The sequence below is a fragment of the Streptomyces pactum genome (genome assembly GCF_002005225.1).
Lineage (GTDB): Bacteria > Actinomycetota > Actinomycetes > Streptomycetales > Streptomycetaceae > Streptomyces > Streptomyces pactum_A.
The window spans coordinates 3,144,240-3,160,458 of record NZ_CP019724.1 but is presented as its reverse complement, the minus strand read 5'-3'; the positions used below and the strand labels follow the sequence as shown (position 1 = coordinate 3,160,458).

General features: G+C 71.7%; 16 protein-coding genes. 7 read left to right on the top strand and 9 right to left on the bottom strand.

Annotation, left to right across the window (positions count from 1 at the left end):
- The first annotated feature begins 61 nt into the window (after positions 1-61).
- Complete coding sequence (locus B1H29_RS12735) at positions 62-799, top strand: hypothetical protein (protein WP_055417992.1); 738 nt, start codon at positions 62-64, stop codon at positions 797-799.
- On the opposite strand, the gene B1H29_RS12730 is transcribed toward B1H29_RS12735, so the two are convergent.
- Together B1H29_RS12730 and B1H29_RS12725 are read right to left on the bottom strand one after the other, a co-directional pair.
- A complete protein-coding gene (locus B1H29_RS12730) occupies positions 796-1,317 on the bottom strand; it encodes a hypothetical protein (RefSeq protein WP_055417991.1) in 522 nt (173 codons plus the stop codon). The genes B1H29_RS12735 and B1H29_RS12730 overlap by 4 nt on opposite strands.
- 33 nt (positions 1,318-1,350) lie before the next feature.
- Positions 1,351-2,466: a magnesium and cobalt transport protein CorA gene (locus B1H29_RS12725; RefSeq protein WP_055417990.1), complete on the bottom strand. Its 1,116-nt coding sequence runs from the start codon at positions 2,464-2,466 to the stop codon at positions 1,351-1,353.
- Between the two features lie 509 nt (positions 2,467-2,975).
- Here B1H29_RS12725 and B1H29_RS12720 point away from each other — a divergent pair.
- Positions 2,976-3,572 carry a suppressor of fused domain protein gene (locus B1H29_RS12720; RefSeq protein ID WP_055417989.1) on the top strand — a complete coding sequence of 199 codons (597 nt, stop codon included), beginning with the start codon at positions 2,976-2,978 and terminating at the stop codon, positions 3,570-3,572.
- 23 nt (positions 3,573-3,595) lie between these two features.
- Here B1H29_RS12720 and B1H29_RS12715 read toward each other — a convergent pair whose 3' ends face one another.
- Positions 3,596-4,903 carry an MFS transporter gene (locus B1H29_RS12715; protein WP_234393004.1) on the bottom strand — a complete coding sequence of 436 codons (1,308 nt, stop codon included), beginning with the start codon at positions 4,901-4,903 and terminating at the stop codon, positions 3,596-3,598.
- A gap of 181 nt (positions 4,904-5,084) precedes the next feature.
- On the opposite strand from B1H29_RS12715, the gene B1H29_RS12710 reads away from it, so the two are divergent.
- The 3 genes from B1H29_RS12710 to B1H29_RS12700 all read left to right on the top strand — a co-directional run bounded on the left by B1H29_RS12710 (position 5,085) and on the right by B1H29_RS12700 (position 7,609).
- A complete protein-coding gene (locus B1H29_RS12710; RefSeq protein WP_055417988.1) occupies positions 5,085-5,726 on the top strand; it encodes a DUF6758 family protein in 642 nt (213 codons plus the stop codon).
- Positions 5,727-6,081: 355 nt separating this feature from the next.
- Positions 6,082-6,939 carry a PHP domain-containing protein gene (locus B1H29_RS12705; RefSeq protein ID WP_055417987.1) on the top strand — a complete coding sequence of 286 codons (858 nt, stop codon included), beginning with the start codon at positions 6,082-6,084 and terminating at the stop codon, positions 6,937-6,939.
- Between the two features lie 64 nt (positions 6,940-7,003).
- Positions 7,004-7,609 carry a MarC family protein gene (locus B1H29_RS12700; protein ID WP_055417986.1) on the top strand — a complete coding sequence of 202 codons (606 nt, stop codon included), beginning with the start codon at positions 7,004-7,006 and terminating at the stop codon, positions 7,607-7,609.
- 115 nt (positions 7,610-7,724) lie between these two features.
- Here B1H29_RS12700 and B1H29_RS12695 read toward each other — a convergent pair whose 3' ends face one another.
- The gene (locus tag B1H29_RS12695; protein WP_079160191.1) at positions 7,725-7,877 is read right to left on the bottom strand and encodes a hypothetical protein; all 153 of its coding nucleotides are present in this window, start codon (positions 7,875-7,877) and stop codon (positions 7,725-7,727) included.
- Positions 7,878-8,115: 238 nt separating this feature from the next.
- Here B1H29_RS12695 and B1H29_RS12690 point away from each other — a divergent pair, with 238 nt between their 5' ends.
- Positions 8,116-9,021 carry an NYN domain-containing protein gene (locus B1H29_RS12690; protein WP_079160190.1) on the top strand — a complete coding sequence of 302 codons (906 nt, stop codon included), beginning with the start codon at positions 8,116-8,118 and terminating at the stop codon, positions 9,019-9,021.
- A gap of 58 nt (positions 9,022-9,079) precedes the next feature.
- On the opposite strand, the gene B1H29_RS12685 is transcribed toward B1H29_RS12690, so the two are convergent.
- Both B1H29_RS12685 and B1H29_RS12680 read right to left on the bottom strand, forming a co-directional pair.
- The gene (locus B1H29_RS12685) at positions 9,080-9,973 is read right to left on the bottom strand and encodes an alpha/beta fold hydrolase (protein WP_055417984.1); all 894 of its coding nucleotides are present in this window, start codon (positions 9,971-9,973) and stop codon (positions 9,080-9,082) included.
- A 429-nt stretch (positions 9,974-10,402) separates the two neighbouring features.
- Entirely contained in the window at positions 10,403-13,099 is a 2,697-nt protein-coding gene (locus tag B1H29_RS12680; RefSeq protein ID WP_055417983.1) for a DEAD/DEAH box helicase, read from the bottom strand.
- Positions 13,100-13,611: 512 nt separating this feature from the next.
- Between B1H29_RS12680 and B1H29_RS12670 the strand changes: the two genes are divergently transcribed.
- Positions 13,612-14,376: a ferritin-like domain-containing protein gene (locus B1H29_RS12670; protein ID WP_079160748.1), complete on the top strand. Its 765-nt coding sequence runs from the start codon at positions 13,612-13,614 to the stop codon at positions 14,374-14,376.
- A gap of 41 nt (positions 14,377-14,417) precedes the next feature.
- Here B1H29_RS12670 and B1H29_RS12665 read toward each other — a convergent pair whose 3' ends face one another.
- From B1H29_RS12665 to B1H29_RS12655, 3 genes are all read right to left on the bottom strand, one after another.
- On the bottom strand, positions 14,418-14,687 hold the full coding sequence (locus B1H29_RS12665; protein ID WP_055417980.1) for a hypothetical protein: 270 nt from the start codon (positions 14,685-14,687) through the stop codon (positions 14,418-14,420).
- A gap of 246 nt (positions 14,688-14,933) precedes the next feature.
- Positions 14,934-15,161 carry a DUF3107 domain-containing protein gene (locus tag B1H29_RS12660; protein ID WP_055417979.1) on the bottom strand — a complete coding sequence of 76 codons (228 nt, stop codon included), beginning with the start codon at positions 15,159-15,161 and terminating at the stop codon, positions 14,934-14,936.
- A 167-nt stretch (positions 15,162-15,328) separates the two neighbouring features.
- Positions 15,329-15,970 carry a TetR/AcrR family transcriptional regulator gene (locus B1H29_RS12655; RefSeq protein ID WP_055418932.1) on the bottom strand — a complete coding sequence of 214 codons (642 nt, stop codon included), beginning with the start codon at positions 15,968-15,970 and terminating at the stop codon, positions 15,329-15,331.
- Between the last annotated feature and the right edge of the window lie 249 nt (positions 15,971-16,219).

The following is a 16,219-nucleotide window of genomic DNA, read 5'->3' as shown; positions in this document are numbered from 1 at the left end:
GCCGCTGGGACCCGTCTCCCCGCCGGCCCTTGCCAGCTCTCGTCAGAAAGGCAGCCCACCTGTGTCTGCGACTCCCCGGCGTCGAATCCGCAGGGCCGCTGTGACGGGCGCGGTGTGCGCCCTGGCGGTGACCGGAGCGGGGCTGACGGGATGCAGTAGCGAGGACCCGGACGCGGGCACCAACGGCGTCGGGAAACTCTCCGCCACCGAGATCCAGGCCAAGGCCCGCACGGTCGCCGAGTCCGCCGAGGCGGTACGTCTGCACGGGACCGTGGCCGCCGGCGGGTCCACGTACACCCTCGACATGCGGCTGAAGCCCGACGGAGGGACCGGGTCGGTCGCCGCGCAGGGGACGACGTTCGGGCTGCTGCGCGTCGGCGAGCAGCTCTTCCTCAAGGCCGACGCCGGGTTCTGGAGTCATGACGGCGGGGACGCCGCGGCCGCCGAGAAGCTGGCCGGCAAGTACGTGAAGGTGCCGCAGAGCGACCCCGTGTACAAGAAGTTCAGCGGCTTCACGGACAAGGACGTCCTCCTCGGTGGTCTGCTGACCCTGCACGGCAAGTTGGAGACGGACGGCCGCCACGAGCAGGCGGGCGTGCGCACCATCCGGATCACCGGCGACCAGGGCTCCGGCGGTTCGCTGGACGTCTCCCTGGAGGGCACGCCGTATCCGCTGCGCCTGGTGCGGGCGGGCAGCGCGGGCACGCTCAGCTTCTCGGACTGGAACAAGGACTTCGCGCTCAAGGAGCCGGCCAAGGACGAGACGCTGGACTACGGCAAGCAGTTGCCGACGTCCTAGGCGCGCCAGCGCTTCTTCCGGCGCTTCAGCAGCAGGCGCGGCAGCCCCGCCGGGGCCGGTTCGCGCGTCGTCGCCGGGCTCGGCAGCGGAGCCTCGGCCAGCGAACCGTCGGGCAGGGGCGCCGTCGCCCCGGTCGGCTCCAGGCGCAGCACCCGGCACTCGCGGGCCCAGCGGTCGGTCATCGCCTCGCCGTCCGGGGCGTTCAGGCGCTTACCCTTGAGGTCGGCGACCGCCGCCTGCCAGGCCTCGGAGCCGGCCCGCAGCTCCACGACCAGGGCCGTCCAGGAGACCAGCCGGCCCCCCTTGTCCTTGCTGCGCACCGTCACCTCGGCCGCGGCCCCGTCGGCCAGCCCCGGCAGCGGCTGCTCGCCGGGTCCGTCACCGATGACGCAGGCCGCGCCCTCGTGCCAGACGTGCCACAGGGCGCGGGCGGGCACTCCCGGCCCCCGGACCCAGACGAGGCCGGACTTCTTCGTGGCCTCCTCGACGAGGGCCTGGTCGAGCAGCTCGCTTGTCATGCGGTCAGCCTATCCAGCCGTGTCCGGCCCCGGTCAGAGCCAGCCGTTGCGCTTGAGGGTGCGGTGGATGCCCAGACAGATGCCGACCGTGATCGACAGGACCAGCGGGTAACCGAACTTCCAGTGCGTCTCCGGCATGTAGTCGAAGTTCATGCCGTAGACCCCGCACACCATCGTCGGCACGGCGATGATCGCGGCCCACGAGGTGATCTTGCGCATGTCCTCGTTCTGCGCGACGGACGCCTGGGCGAGGTTGGCCTGGAGGATGGAGTTCAGCAGTTCGTCGAAGCCGATGACCTGCTCCTGCACCCGCGCCACGTGGTCGGCGACGTCCCGGAAGTACTTCTGGATCTCCGGGTCGATCAACCGCATCGGCCGTTCGCTGAGCAGCAGCATGGGCCGCAGCAGCGGGGCCACCGCGCGCTTGAACTCCAGTACCTCGCGCTTGAGTTGGTAGATCCGGCTGGCGTCCGTACCGCGCGGCGTGCCCTTGCGGCCCGGCGAGAACACCTCCGTCTCGACCTCGTCGATGTCGTCCTGCACCGCGTCGGCGACCGCGATGTAGCCGTCGACGACGTGGTCGGCGATGGCGTGCAGCACCGCCGAGGGGCCCTTGAGCAGCAGCTCGGGGTCCGCCTGGAGCCGGTGCCGCAGCGCGCGCAGCGAGCCCTGCCCGCCGTGCCGGACGGTGATGAAGAAGTCCCGCCCGGTGAAGCACATGACCTCGCCGGTCTCGACGACCTCGCTGTTGGCGGTGAGCTCGGCGTGGTCGACGTAGTGGACGGTCTTGAAGACCGTGAACAGGGAGTCGTCGTAGCGCTCGAGCTTGGGCCGCTGGTGGGCCTGGACGGCGTCCTCCACGGCCAGCGGGTGCAGTCCGAACTCCCGGGCGATACCGGCGAACTCGTCCTCGGTGGGCTCGTGCAGGCCGATCCACACGAACCCGCCGTCGCGGCGCACCTGGCGCATCGCCGTGTGCGGGGTCAGCGGCGCGTCCGTCTCGACGCGCGCGCCGTCGCGGTAGACGGCGCAGTCGACGACGGCGGAGGCGGTCGCCGGGTCCCGGGTGGTGTCGTAGGCGCCACTGTCCTTGCGCAGCGAGACGCGGGAGGGGCGGACCGCGGCGCGCAGGTCACGGATCATCGACATGGCAGGCTCCTTCGCGACGGGCAGCGAACGGGCCGGAAGACGGGTGGAACCACCCGGAATGAGGACGTCCTGACTACGTGCGTTCGGCACGTCCACAAAGCGGGGAGCACCGCACCGTCGCGGTGGCCGACTTCGCTGCTGATTCAGCTACTGATCCGGATCGATGGACCGGAACAGGCAAAACGAGACGAAGTGCTCTTCCCTGTGCGGGCGCGCGGGCGGAAAGCGGCGACGGAAGAAACCGGAGCGGCTGTGTCAGCGGCCGGAAGAGCGGGTGGTACTGCACGGTCGACTTCGGTCCATGCCAGCCCCACCTCCTCCGGCCGGTCCCTCGTGAGGGACGATCCATTCCCTCGTTTAGAGGGGTTCCCCGTAGGGGAGTGTTCATAGGGTCGGGAGCTTGATCGCGACGCGCTGCGTGCTGCCCCGAACCGCTGGGCCAGAGTACCAGTCACCCGGCGTGTCAAGGCGCCGCTTCGCCGCTCCGCTACGAGTTCTATGCTCGCCGCATGGCTGATGTTCTTCCTCTGGTCGAAGCCCGGTTGCGCAGCGCGCTGGGCGAGCCGGACGCGCGCGCGGCGGTCACCTTCGTCGGCACCGACCGCATCGAGGTGCTGCGCTTTCCCGGCGGTGGCCAGGAGGGCGACATCGTGCGCTACGCCACTCTCGGTATGTCGTCGCAGCCCATGGCGGACCCCACGGCCGTGCTCGCCGACCCGGTCAAAGGCCCCCGTGCCGAGCTGGTCCTCTCCGTCCGGGCCGGTCTCGCCGACACCGACAAGGTGCTCCGCCCGCTCGCCGTGCTGGCCGCCTCCCCGCAGGTCGAGGGCGTCATCGTGGCGCCCGGCGCATCCCTGGACGTCGGCGGGGCGCTGTGGCCCGGGGCGCCGTTCACGTCGGTCCTGGTCGCCGAGCCGGGTGGCCTGGTCGAGGATCTGGAGCTGGACGCCCCGCTGGACCCCGTACGGTTCCTTCCGCTGCTGCCGATGACCGCGAACGAGGCGGCCTGGAAGCGCGTCCACGGCTCCCAGGCCCTCCAGGAGCGCTGGCTGACGCACGGCACGGACCTGCGTGATCCGTCCCGCAGGTCCGTCCCTCTCGAGTGACGTAACTCACCGGTCTCCGGGTGTCAGTTGGCGGACCCCGTGGGCCGGGCGGCGGTTTCCGTGGGAGGGGTGGCGGTTTCCGTGGGCCGGGTGGCGGTCTTCGGCGGCCGGTCGGCGAAGACCGCCACCCCGTCCTGCGTCGCGTGCCGCGGTTCCAGCTCCTCCGCCTCGTGCGTCAGCGCGCGGCGCCGTACGAGGACCACGGCCGCGCCCAGCAGGGCGGTGACCGCCGCCACGGCGAAGGGGAGGTGGATGTCGGTCCACTCCTCGATCTTCGGCGCGAAGTAGGGAGCGGCCGCCGCCGCGAACCAGCGCACGAAGTTGTAGCCCGCGCTCGCCACCGGACGCGGCGCGTCCGACACCCCGAGGGCCAGTTCGGTGTAGACGGTGTTGTTCACGCCGATGAAGGCGCCGGACAGGATCGTGCAGACGATCGCCGTGGTGTGGTCGCCGTAACCGAGCACCAGTACGTCGGCCGCGAGCAGCACCAGAAAGCCGCCGAGCACCTTGAGCGAACCGAAGCGCTGCTGCATGCGCGGCGCCACGAGGACCGAGAAGAGGGCGAGCAGCACGCCCCACGCGAAGAACACGGCGCCGGACTTGTACGGGGTCATGTTCAGCACGAACGGCGTGAAGGCCAGCACGGTGAAGAACGTGTAGTTGTAGAAGAACGCCGACACGGCGGCGGAGGCGAGGCCGCCGTGGCCCAGCGCCTTGAGCGGGTCGAGCAGCGACGTCTTGCGGGCCGGCTTCGGCTGTTCCTTGAGGAACACGGTGATGCACAGGAAGCCGATCGCCATCAGGAACGCGGTGCCGAAGAAGGGGTAGCGCCAGTTGGCGTCGCCGAGCAGCGCGCCCACCAGGGGGCCGCAGGCCATGCCGAGACCGAGGGCGGACTCGTACAGCAGGATCGCCGCGGCGCTGCCTCCGGCCGCCGCGCCGACGATGACCGCGAGGGCCGTCGAGACGAACAGCGCGTTGCCCAGACCCCAGCCGGCCCGGTAGCCGACGAGCTGGCCGACCGTGTCGGAGGTGCCCGACAGGCCCGCGAAGACCACGACGAGGGCCAGGCCGAGCAGCAGGGTCTTGCGCCCGCCGATGCGGCTGGAGGCGAAGCCCGTGACCAGCATCGCGAGGGCGGTGATGAGGAAGTAGGAGGTGAACAGAAGGGAGACCTGGCCGGCGCTCGCGTCCAGGCCCTTGGCGATGGACGGCAGGATCGGGTCGACGAGCCCGATGCCCATGAAGGCCACGACGGACGCGCCGGCGGTCGCCCACACGGCCTTGGGCTGCCGCAGGATGCCGCTCGCACCTGCGTCGAAGGGGTCCATGCTTGCTCCAATGCCGACGGGAGGGGGAATCGCTCGCATCGCTCGGATGGTTGGCGTCTACATATAGTAAGTTAGCGTCGCTAATTAATGCAACCTACATGTAGTTCCGTCGGTCAGTCGTTCCGCCCGGATGGGTGATCGTCCTTGACGTGGGGGAGCGAGGGTAGGACCGTGGGGCTCTATGAGGGGCGAACCCAGTTGCCCGAAGTGTGGTGGCCGGGTCAGGGCTCCCGGCCTCTTCGCCGATTCCTGGCAGTGTGACCTGCACGGCACCGTGCACCCGTTGCAGCCCGTGCTTCCGCCCAGCGTCGAAGCGCTCGGCGTCGTGGTGCACCGCACCCAGGTGCCGGTGTGGATGCCGTGGCCGCTGCCGGTCGGCTGGCTGTTCACCGGCGTGGCGTGCGCGGGCGACGACCGCAGCGGAGGCCGGGCGACCGCCGTGGCCTGCTCCGGCCCCGGCCCCCTCGGCGGCGCCGGCGAACTGATCCTGGTCGCCGAGGAGCTCGGCGTCGGCCTGGGCGCGCGGTACGCGGGCATCGACGCCCCGGACCCGGGCCCCTACATGAACGTCGAGAAGCCGCCCCAGGCGAAGGTCCTGGCCGTCGGCCGCCCGACCCCCCTCTGGCATGTCTCCGGTGCCCCCGTCGACCGCGCCGTCTTCGCCGGGGAAGCCCTCGGGATGTGGCTGTGGGCCGTCGTGTGGCCCGAGCGATCGGGGCTGCTCATGTACGAGGAACTCGTACTGACCGACCTGAGGGACGCGGGTGCCGAGGTGGACCTGGTGCCGTGCGGGGCGCTGTCCCCGCGGTTGATCCAGCCGTAGTACCGCCTGCGGGTGGTCCGGTCGTGGGTGGTCCGGTGGTGGTGTCGGCCGTGGGTGGTCCGGTGGTGGTGTCGGCCGTGGGTGGTCCGGTGGTGGTGTCGGCCGTGGGTGGTCCGGTGGTGGTGCCGGCCGTGGGTGGTCCGGTCGTGGTGCCGGCCGCGGTGATCCAGCCGTGGTGCCGGCCGGTGTGCCGGGAGCGACGGCAGGGGTGTGGGTGTGAGTGCCGAGGGGGAAGGGTTCGGGGCGCAGGGCTGTAGGGGGTGCAGGGTGGCTGCGGGTGTGACGGTGGAGGGTGGATTTCCGGTTATCCTGTTGAGCGTCCCTTTCCGTCCCGTCACCGCTTGGAGTCAGCGTCGTGCGCATCGATCTGCACACCCACTCCACCGCGTCCGACGGCACGGACACCCCGGCCCAGTTGGTGCGCAAGGCAGCCGCGGCCGGGCTGGACGTCGTCGCGCTGACCGACCACGACACCACCCGCGGCCACGCCGAGGCCGTCGCAGCGCTGCCCGAGGGGCTCACGCTGGTCACCGGCGCCGAGCTCTCCTGCCGCGTCGACGGGGTCAGCATGCACATGCTTGCCTACCTCTTCGACCCCGAGGAGCCCGCCCTGCTCGCCGAGCGCGAGCTGGTCCGGGACGACCGGGTGCCGCGCGCCCGCGGCATGGTCGCCAAGCTCAACGCGCTGGACGTCCCCGTCACCTGGGAACAGGTCGCCCGGATCGCCGGTGACGGATCCGTCGGGCGCCCGCACGTGGCCTCCGCGCTCGTGGAACTCGGCGTCGTGCCGACCGTGAACGACGCCTTCACCGAGGACTGGCTGGCCGACGGCGGCCGGGCCTTCGTGGAGAAGCACGAGACCGACCCCTTCGAGGCGCTCCGCCTGATCAAGGGCGCCGGCGGGGTCGCCGTGTTCGCGCACCCGGCCGCCGCCAAGCGGGGCCGTACGGTGCCGGAGTCCACGATCGCCGAACTAGCCGCCGCCGGGCTCGACGGCATCGAGGTCGACCACATGGACCACGACGCGGACACACGGGCACGGCTGCGCGGGACGGCGAAGGAGCTGGGGCTCCTGGTGACCGGCTCCAGCGACTACCACGGCAGCCGGAAGACCTGTCTGCTCGGCGAGTACACGACGGACCCCGAGGTGTACGGGGAGATCACACGGCGTGCTTTCGGGGCGTTCCCCGTTCCCGGGGCCGGCGGGGTCTGAGCGGGCTCCGAGCCCCCTCCCGCACGCCCACCCTTCCTCCTCCCGCAAGGCCAGTAGCTCACCCATGTTCGACGTCGCCGTCTTCGGCTCCCTCTTCCTGACCCTTTTCGTCATCATGGATCCCCCCGGGATCACCCCGATCTTCCTCGCGCTCACCTCCGGCCGGCCCGCCAAGGTGCAGAAGCGGATGGCCTTCCAGGCCGTCTGTGTCGCCGGTGGCGTGATCACGGTGTTCGGTCTCCTGGGGCACCAGATCCTTGACTACCTGCACGTGTCCGTGCCCGCCCTGATGATCGCTGGCGGACTGCTGCTCCTGCTGATCGCGCTCGACCTGCTCACCGGCAAGACCGACGAGCCGAAGCAGACCAAGGACGTCAACGTCGCCCTCGTACCGCTGGGCATGCCGCTGCTCGCCGGGCCCGGGGCGATCGTGTCGGTCATCCTGGCCGTGCAGAAGGCCGACAGCACGACCACGCAGGTGTCGGTGTGGGCGGCGATCCTCGCGATCCACGTGGTGCTGTGGCTGGTGATGCGGTACTCGCTGCTGATCATCCGCGTCATCAAGGACGGCGGCGTGGTCCTGGTGACCCGCCTCGCCGGCATGATGCTCTCCGCGATCGCCGTGCAGCAGATCATCAACGGCGTCACGCAGGTGATCCAGGGCGCCTGAGCGCGCGGCGGCCCGGGCGGGCACGGGGGCCCGGTCGGGGACGGGGCCGGGCATGCGCAGGGCCCCCGCACGGAAACTCCGTGCGGGGGCCCTGGACGTGTGTGCAGGGACCGCGCTACAAGGCCGGGGTGCCGGCGGGGCGGATCCACAGTCGCTGCCCGATGGCCGCGGCCTGCTGAACGATGCGATTCACGGAGGCGGCGTCCACGACGGTCGTGTCCACGGGGGTTCCGTCGACGTCGTCGAGTCGCATGACTTCAAAGCGCATGGGCCTCTCCCTTGATCTGGTCATCCTCCTGAGGAGAACTACTGGTGTGGCTCCTGGGTCGTCGGTGCCCGGGCTTCCGTAGGAGTCAACGGACTGCCTGAGGCAAACATTCCCTACGCTAAGGAAATTTTTCGAGTGGCTAATTACTGACAGGTAAGTCGCTTGTCTCCCTGTGCGATAGGTGTCCGGTACAAGACTGACCGGGACCGGTTGTGTTCGCAGCGTGACCGCCGGGACAATGGAGGCGATGAACGACGACCTCGCGTCCCTGAACGCCCGCATCGATCGCACCAACGAGCTGCTGCAGCGCATGCTCGCCGAGGTGGCCAAGACGCCCTCGACCCACGCGATCTTCGTCGACGCCGGGTACCTCTACGCGGCGGCGGGACGCCTGGTGGCCGGGACCGAGGACCGCCGGGCCTTCGACCTGGACGCCGAAGGGCTGATCGAGGCGCTCATCGACAAGGCGCGCACCATCTTCGCGGACAGCCGCCTGCTGCGGGTCTACTGGTACGACGGCGCCCGGCGCCGCATCCACACCGCAGAGCAGCAGACCATCGCCGAGCTGCCCGACGTGAAGGTCCGCCTGGGCAACCTCAACGCCAACAACCAGCAGAAGGGCGTCGACTCACTCATCCGCTCCGACCTGGAGTCCCTCGCCCGGCACCGCGCCATCAGCGACGCGGCCCTGCTGGGCGGCGACGAGGACCTGGTCTCGGCGGTCGAGGCGGCCCAGGGATACGGCGCCCGCGTCCACCTGTGGGGCGTCGAGGCGCCCGAGGGCCGCAACCAGGCCGACCCGCTGCTCTGGGAGGTCGACAGTCAGCGCACCTTCGACCTGGAGTTCTTCAAGCCCTACGTCTCCCGGCGCACGGCCCACGCCTTCGAAGCGACGGGCGTGGCCAGGCCGGCCCGCGAGGACGTCCGTTTCGTGGGCGCGCAGATCGCGGCGAAGTGGCTGGCGGCACGTGGCCGCGAGTCACTGGTGGAACTGCTCCCCGGCCACCCCTACCTCCCCGGCTCGGTGGACCAGGACCTCCTGGTGGAGGCCGAGGGACTGCTCCAGTACTCGCTGCGCGGCCAGGCCGACCTGCGCAGGGCGCTGCGGGACGGCTTCTGGGAACACTTGCAGGCTCAGTACTGAGCCCGGTACTGAGCCTGTACGGCGCCCGGCAGTACCGAGCCCAGTACCGGGCTCGGTACTAGCGGTCCGACGGCGGTCGGGCGGGGACGCCGTCCCAGAAGTCGGCGAGGGCGCGGGCGGTCGGCAGCGGCTGGTCGGTGTTGGGGGAGTGCTCGGCGCCGGCGATGACGGTCCGGCGCGCGTCCAGCCGTACGGCCATCTCGTCCAGGAGCGGTACGGGCCAGGTGTCGTCGTAGGCGCCGGACAGCACGTGGCAGGGCAGCGGCAGGGCGGCGAGCTCGGCTACGCGGTCCGGTTCCGTGCACAGTTGCCGTCCCGTGGCGAGGAGCTGGGCGGGCCTGGTGCCCAGCCAGCGGTCGCGCAGCCGTTCCGGGTCGTCCGGGCCGTGCGCGGGTGCCGGGGCGCCGACCTCCTCGGGCGGGCCCATGGCCTGGATCACCTTCCAGACCTCGGCCATCGTCATGGTGCCGAGCGCGTCCCGAAGGAGCTTCACCCGCTGCTGCTGGGAGTCGGAGATCCGAGCCGGGCCCGAGGAGATCAGCGTGAGGGAGACGAAGGGGGAGTGGTCGAGCAGTACGGCGGCCCGGGCGATCTGACCGCCGAGCGAGTGCCCGACGAGATGCACCCGCGTCCCGAGGGCGGCGACCTGCGCGAGCACGTCCCGGGCCAGCTCGGCCTGCGCGTAGCCGGCTTCGTCGTGCTCGGGCCCGTCGGACTCGTACTGGCCCCGCCCGTCCACGGCGACCGTACGGTACCCGCGCGCCCCGAGCGGCTTGTGCAACAGCGTGAAGTCCTCCTTGCTCCCCGTGAACCCGGGCAGCATCAGCACCGTCCCCTTCCCGTCGACCCCGTCGGTCACGGGCGAATCGACCACGGCGAACTCGCCACGCGCGGTACGCAGCCGGTACGCGCGAGCGTCGGAGGGCGGGGTGAAGGCGGCGTTCTGGCTCACGGGCTGAGGTTATCCGGAGGCGGGAGCGGGGGAAGGGGCGGCGGGGCCGCTGGGATGCCGGTCTACCGGAGGACCGGGCTCGGCGAGGTGCCGGGCCGGCCGATGGGGGTGGGCGGTCGGTGGCAGGCGGTAGGTGACGGTCGGTCGGTGTCGCTACACGGCGGCGGGAGGCGCCGGGGCGCGGAATGGTGGTGCATGGGCGGCGGTCGTGGGTGGGGACGCCGTCGGCTTGGCCTCGCGTGGGGGGGGGGTCGGCCTGGCTTCGCGGGGGTGACTGTCGGCCTGGCTTCTCGTGGTGGGGGACGTCGGCCTGGCGCTGCGTCGGAGCGCCGACGGTCGGTTCCCGCGTGGGAACGCCGACGCCAACGCCGTCGGCCCGGCCCCGCGTGGGTGGCGGGACCGGGCCGGCGGTCGGGTGAGCGGCGTTGGTCAGCTTTCGCTGGACTCCGCGGTGTGCGTGGCGGCCGTGGCCGCCTTGCGGGTGCGGCGAGCCTTCGGCTTCGCCTCGGCCGTGTCGGTGGCCTCGGTGGGCGCCTCGGCGGCAGCCGCCTTGCGGGTACGGCGCCGCGGCGTCGCCGCCGGCTCCTGCGAGGCCTGGGCCGGAATTTCGGCGGCGGCCTCGGTGGATCCGGTGGCCTCGACCGGTTCGGTGGTCTTGCGGGTGCGGCGGCGCGGCTTGGTCTCGGTCGCCTCGGCGGTGTCGACGGCGGCCTCGGCCTTGGCGGCGGCCGTCTTCCGGGTGCGCCGGGGCTTGGCCTCGGCGGTCTCCGGTTCCTGAACGGCCGTGTCGCTGGTCTCCGCGGTCTTGCGGGTGCGGCGGCGCGGCTTGCTTTCGGTCGCCTCGGCGGTGTCGACGGCGGCTTCCGCCTTGGCGGCGGCTGTCTTCCGGGTGCGCCGGGGTTTGGCCTCGGCGGCTTCCGGCTCCTGTGCCGTCTGGGCCGGGATGTCGGCGGCGGCCTCGGTGGATCCGGTGGATCCGGTGGCCTCGACCGGTTCGGTGGTCTTGCGGGTGCGGCGGCGCGGCTTGGTCTCGGTCGCCTCGGCGGTGTCGACGGCGGCCTCGGCCTTGGCGGCGGCCGTCTTCCGGGTGCGCCGGGGCTTGGCCTCGGCGGTCTCCGGGGCCTGCGCGGCCTCGGTGACCTCTGCGGGGGCCTCCGCCGGCTGGGCGGCCGTGACCTTGCGGGTGCGGCGGGGCTTCGCCTCCGCGGTGTCCGCGGTGTCCGCGGTGTCCGCCGTGTCCGTCGCGGTCGACGCAGTGGCGGCCGACTTGCGGGTGCGGCGGGGCTTCGTCTCCGTCGGCTCGGACGCGGGCTCGGTCGCTCCCTCGGCCGTGTCGACCGCCGTCTCGGCGGCCGTGGCCTTGCGGGTGCGGCGGCGCGGCTTCTCCACGGGAACTTCGGCCACCGGGGCCTCGACGACGGCCGGCTCGATGACCGCCGTTTCGGTGGCCGCCGGCTCGACCACCGGGGTGGTCTCCAGCGGAGCCGCCGACGTCTCGGCCGACTTGCGGGTGCGACGGCGGCGCGACTTCGCCGGGGCCTCCACAACCTCCACGGCCTCCGCGACCTCGGGGGTCGCGAGCGCGGTGCCTTCCGCGGCCTGCGCCGCAGGAGTGTCGGTCGGCGCGGTCGTCACCTGCTGGCGCGGCTCTCCACCGCGCGTACGACGCCGGCGGCGCAGCGTACGGGGGCCGGTGGCGGCGTCCGTGTCCGCGTCGACGGCGCCGGCCGCACCGCCGGTCACGGCCTCGGGTGCGGTGGTCGTCGCGGAGGCGTCCGCGTCCACCGGTGCCCCGCCGCGCATCCGGCGACGGCGACGCGGCGTCGTACGGGACGACCGCTCGCGGTCGGCGGAACGTGACCCGTCCCGACCGTCCCGACCGTCCCGACCGCCTCGGCCACCCCGGTCGCCGCGCGCGCGGCCACCGCGGCCGCCCGGCTCGCCCAGGTCCTCCAGCTCCTCCGCGTCGAGCCCGGCGCGCGTGCGCTCCGAACGCGGGAGGACGCCCTTGGTGCCTTCGGGGATGCCGAGGTCGCTGTACAGGTGCGGGGAGGTGGAGTACGTCTCCGGCGGGTCGCTGAAGCCCAGGTCCAGCGCCTTGTTGATCAGTTGCCAGCGCGGGATGTCGTCCCAGTCGACCAGCGTGATCGCCGTACCCTTCGCGCCCGCGCGGCCGGTGCGGCCGATGCGGTGCAGGTACGTCTTCTCCTCTTCCGGCGACTGATAGTTGACGACGTGCGTCACGCCCTCGACGTCGATGCCGCGGGCGGCGACGTCGGTGCAGACGAGCACGTCCACCTTGCCGTTGCGGAAGGCGCGCAGGGCCTGCTCGCGGGCGCCCTGGCCGAGGTCGCCGTGGACCGCGCCGGAGGCGAAGCCGCGCTGCTTGAGCTGGTCGGCCAGGTCGGCCGCCGTGCGCTTGGTGCGGCAGAAGACCATGACCAGTCCCCGGCCGTCGGCCTGCAGTATGCGCGCCACCAGCTCGGGCTTGTCCATGTTGTGCGCGCGGTAGATGAACTGCGTCGTGTTCGCGACCGTCGCGCCCGCGTCGTCCGGCGAGGTGGCGGAGATGTGTGTGGGCTGCGACATGTAGCGGCGGGCCAGTCCGATGACCGCGCCCGGCATGGTCGCCGAGAACAGCATGGTCTGGCGCTTGACCGGAAGCATGTTGATGATCTTCTCGACGTCGGGCAGGAAGCCCAGGTCGAGCATCTCGTCGGCCTCGTCGAGGACCAGGCACTTGACGTGCTTCAGGCTGAGCTTCTTCTGGCCCGCCAGGTCCAGCAGGCGGCCCGGGGTGCCGACGATCACGTCGACGCCCTTCTTCAGGGCCTCCACCTGCGGCTCGTAGGCCCGGCCGCCGTAGATCGCGGTGACGCGCACGTTGCGGACCTTGCCGGCGGTCAGGAGGTCGTTGGTGACCTGCTGGCACAGCTCGCGCGTCGGGACGACGACGAGGGCCTGCGGGGCGTCGGTGAGGGCCTCGGGTGCTGCGCGGCCCGCCTCGACGTCGGCGGGGACGGTCACGCGCTCGAGGAGCGGAAGGCCGAAGCCCAGCGTCTTGCCGGTGCCGGTCTTGGCCTGGCCGATGACGTCCGTGCCCGACAGGGCCACGGGGAGCGTCATCTCCTGGATGGGGAAGGGAGTGATGATGCCGACGGCTTCAAGGGCTTCGGCGGTCTCGGGGAGGATCCCGAGGGATCGGAACGTCGTAGTCAGGGTGCTGCCTCTTCTGTGTACGTGGTGCGAGGCGAGCGCGCGGGTCGTGCCGGACCGTGTCGGGGACGTCGGCCGCCTTACGGGTGAGCCGTAGGACACGGGACCTCTGTCGACGCTCCAGCGCTCGTACCACTGAGGGTCCCCCTCCGGATTCCGTACGCAGTGTGGCTACGGCAGGGAGGGCTGTCGGGTCGGAGCCGATCGGGCCACCGACCGGGCATCCTCATGCGTGCGGCCCGACGACGATGTCACGTACCCGTACGTCACATACTCGGCAGGCGCATTACCACCATACCCCGGATTAGCGCACACGCGATGGCCGATTCGGTCACGTAGTCGTCGTCACACTGATTGACCAGGCCCCACCAGGGACGACCGGGGGCCTTCCGGCAGGCGGCGGGCGGGCTATTATGCGCTGCATGACGAGCTCTGACAAGCCTGGCAACGCCGCAGACGCCCCCGCCGAAACCACCGGAGCCACCGGAGCCACCGGTGTCGCCGCCCAGGACTGGGCGACGGCAGCCGCCGAACCGCAGTACCGTGCCGCGGTCGTGGACCTGCTCGGCGCGCTCGCGTACGGCGAACTGGCGGCGTTCGAGCGGCTCGCGGAAGACGCCAAGCTGGCGCCGACGCTCGCGGACAAGGCGGAGCTGGCGAAGATGGCGTCGGCGGAGTTCCACCACTTCGAGCGGCTGCGGGACCGGCTCGCCGAGATCGGTGAGGAGCCGACGGAGGCCATGGAGCCCTTCGTGGCCGCGTACGACGGCTTCCACAAGCAGACGGACCCGTCCGACTGGCTGGAGGGGCTCGTCAAGGCCTACGTCGGCGACTCCATCGCCAGCGACTTCTACCGCGAGGTCGCGGCCCGCCTCGACTCCGACACGCGTGAGCTGGTGCTCGCGGTGCTCGACGACACCGGGCACGCCGGCTTCGCCGTGGAGAAGGTGCGCGCGGCGATCGAGGCGGACCCGCGCGTGGGCGGGCGGCTCGCGCTGTGGGCGCGGCGGCTGATGGGGGAGGCTCTCTCGCAGTCCCAGCGGGTGGTGGCCGACCGGGACGCGCTGTCGACGATGCTCGTGGGCGGTGTCGCGGACGGGTTCGACCTCGCCGAGGTCGGCAGGATGTTCTCCCGGATCACCGAGGCGCACACCAAGCGGATGGCGGCGCTGGGTCTGGCCGCCTGACCGCTGTCAGTATGGGCGTGCCCCGGTACGGCGGCGGCCGGTCAGGCGGTCGCCGATCGGCGGCGGAGTCTTCCCGCGGGGCGCAGCAGCAGCGACAGCGAGGCCGCGGAGAGGGCCGCCGAGCCCAGGAGGGTCAGCGGGAGGCCGCCGGCGCCGAGCGCGGTGTGCGTCACGAACGCCCCGAAGAGAGCCCCGGCGATCCCCGTCGGCAGGACCAGGACGCGGTCCGGCAGGCGGTGGGGCAGACGGTGGGCGGCGGCCCATGCCAGGGCAAGGCCGAGGATCGCGGCGCTGAGCGCTTCCAAGAGCATGTCGAGGTCCCTCCCACACGGCCGGCCTGCCCAAAACGGTCACAGTCGTCTTACCCCTGACCTGCGGAATACAACCCTCCTCCTGTGGGTGAACTGTGCTCCGTCCGTGAACGGGACGGCGGGCGGCGGCGACGAAACACTGAGGCGCGGCGGTGGAACGGGGAAGGGGCCCGGCGGTGAGTCACCGCCGGGCCCCTTCCCCGTTCCGCTTGCGTCGTTCCGCTTGCGTCGTTCCGCGTTTGCCGACTAGAGCGCGCCGAAGCCCACCTTGCGCGGGGCCGGCTCGCCGATCTCGACGTAGGCCAGACGGTCGGCCGGCACCAGGACCTTGCGGCCGTGTTCGTCCACGAGGCTCAGGAGCGCCGACTTGCCGGCCAGTGCCTCGGCCACCACGCGCTCGACCTCCTCGGCATTCTGACCGCTCTCCAGAACGATCTCGCGGGGCGCGTGCTGCACGCCGATCTTGACCTCCACGGCTATGTCCCTCCGACGGTCAGTGATGTGCGCGATCTTCCGCGCCGTACCCAGCACACATTAGCCCGGTGAGGGGACGTACACGCTGCGTCGGAGAACGCCAGGAGCGAACAGCCGACGGGAACAGGTCCGTCGTACGCCCGCCGCCACCCGCCACGCCGTGACGGTCAGTGCTGCTCGGTGCCGTGCAGCGGGAACCCGGCGATACCCCGCCAGGCCAGTGAGGTCAGCAACTGGACCGCCTGGTCGCGCGGCACGCTGCGGTCGCTGTGCAGCCAGGAGCGGGCCACCACCTGGGCGAGGCCGCCCAGGCCCGAGGCCAGCAGCATCGACTCGGCGCGAGACAGGCCAGTGTCCTCGGCGATGACGTCGCAGATCGCCTCGGCGCACTCGTTCGTGACCTTGTCGACGCGCTCGCGCACGGCGGGCTCGTTGGTCAGGTCCGACTCGAAGACCAGGCGGAAGGCGCCGCCGTCGTCCTCGACGTACGCGAAGTAGGCGTCCATCGTCGCCCGGACGCGCTGCTTGTTGTCGGTCGTCGAGGCGAGAGCGCTCCGTACGGACTGGATCAGGGCCTCGCAGTGCTGGTCCAGCAAGGCGAGGTAGAGGTCGAGCTTGCCGGGGAAGTGCTGGTAGAGCACCGGCTTGCTGACGCCGGCGCGTTCGGCGATGTCGTCCATCGCGGCCGCGTGGTAGCCCTGGGCCACGAACACTTCCTGTGCGGCGCCCAGGAGCTGGTTGCGTCGGGCTCGGCGGGGAAGGCGTGTGCCCCGCGGGCGTACCGCCTCTGTCTGCTCGATGGCTGTCACGCCGCCTCCCATAGTCGTCCTCGTGCGGTGTGCGCCGCCTCGTCATCGTACTTTTCGGTAACCGTCGTGTGTGCGCTGCGAGCGCAGAATTTCACGGACCGGACGGTGGCGAAAGCCGCACAACAGGTTTCAAAAGGGTTCAGGCCGGGCAGGAATCGGCCTCCCTCCTGCTCGGGAGTCTCTCCGTCGACTCCGGCGCTGCCGTCTTCGCGCCGTCGTCTCCGGTCGCCCGCGGTCGCGTCCCGGCGG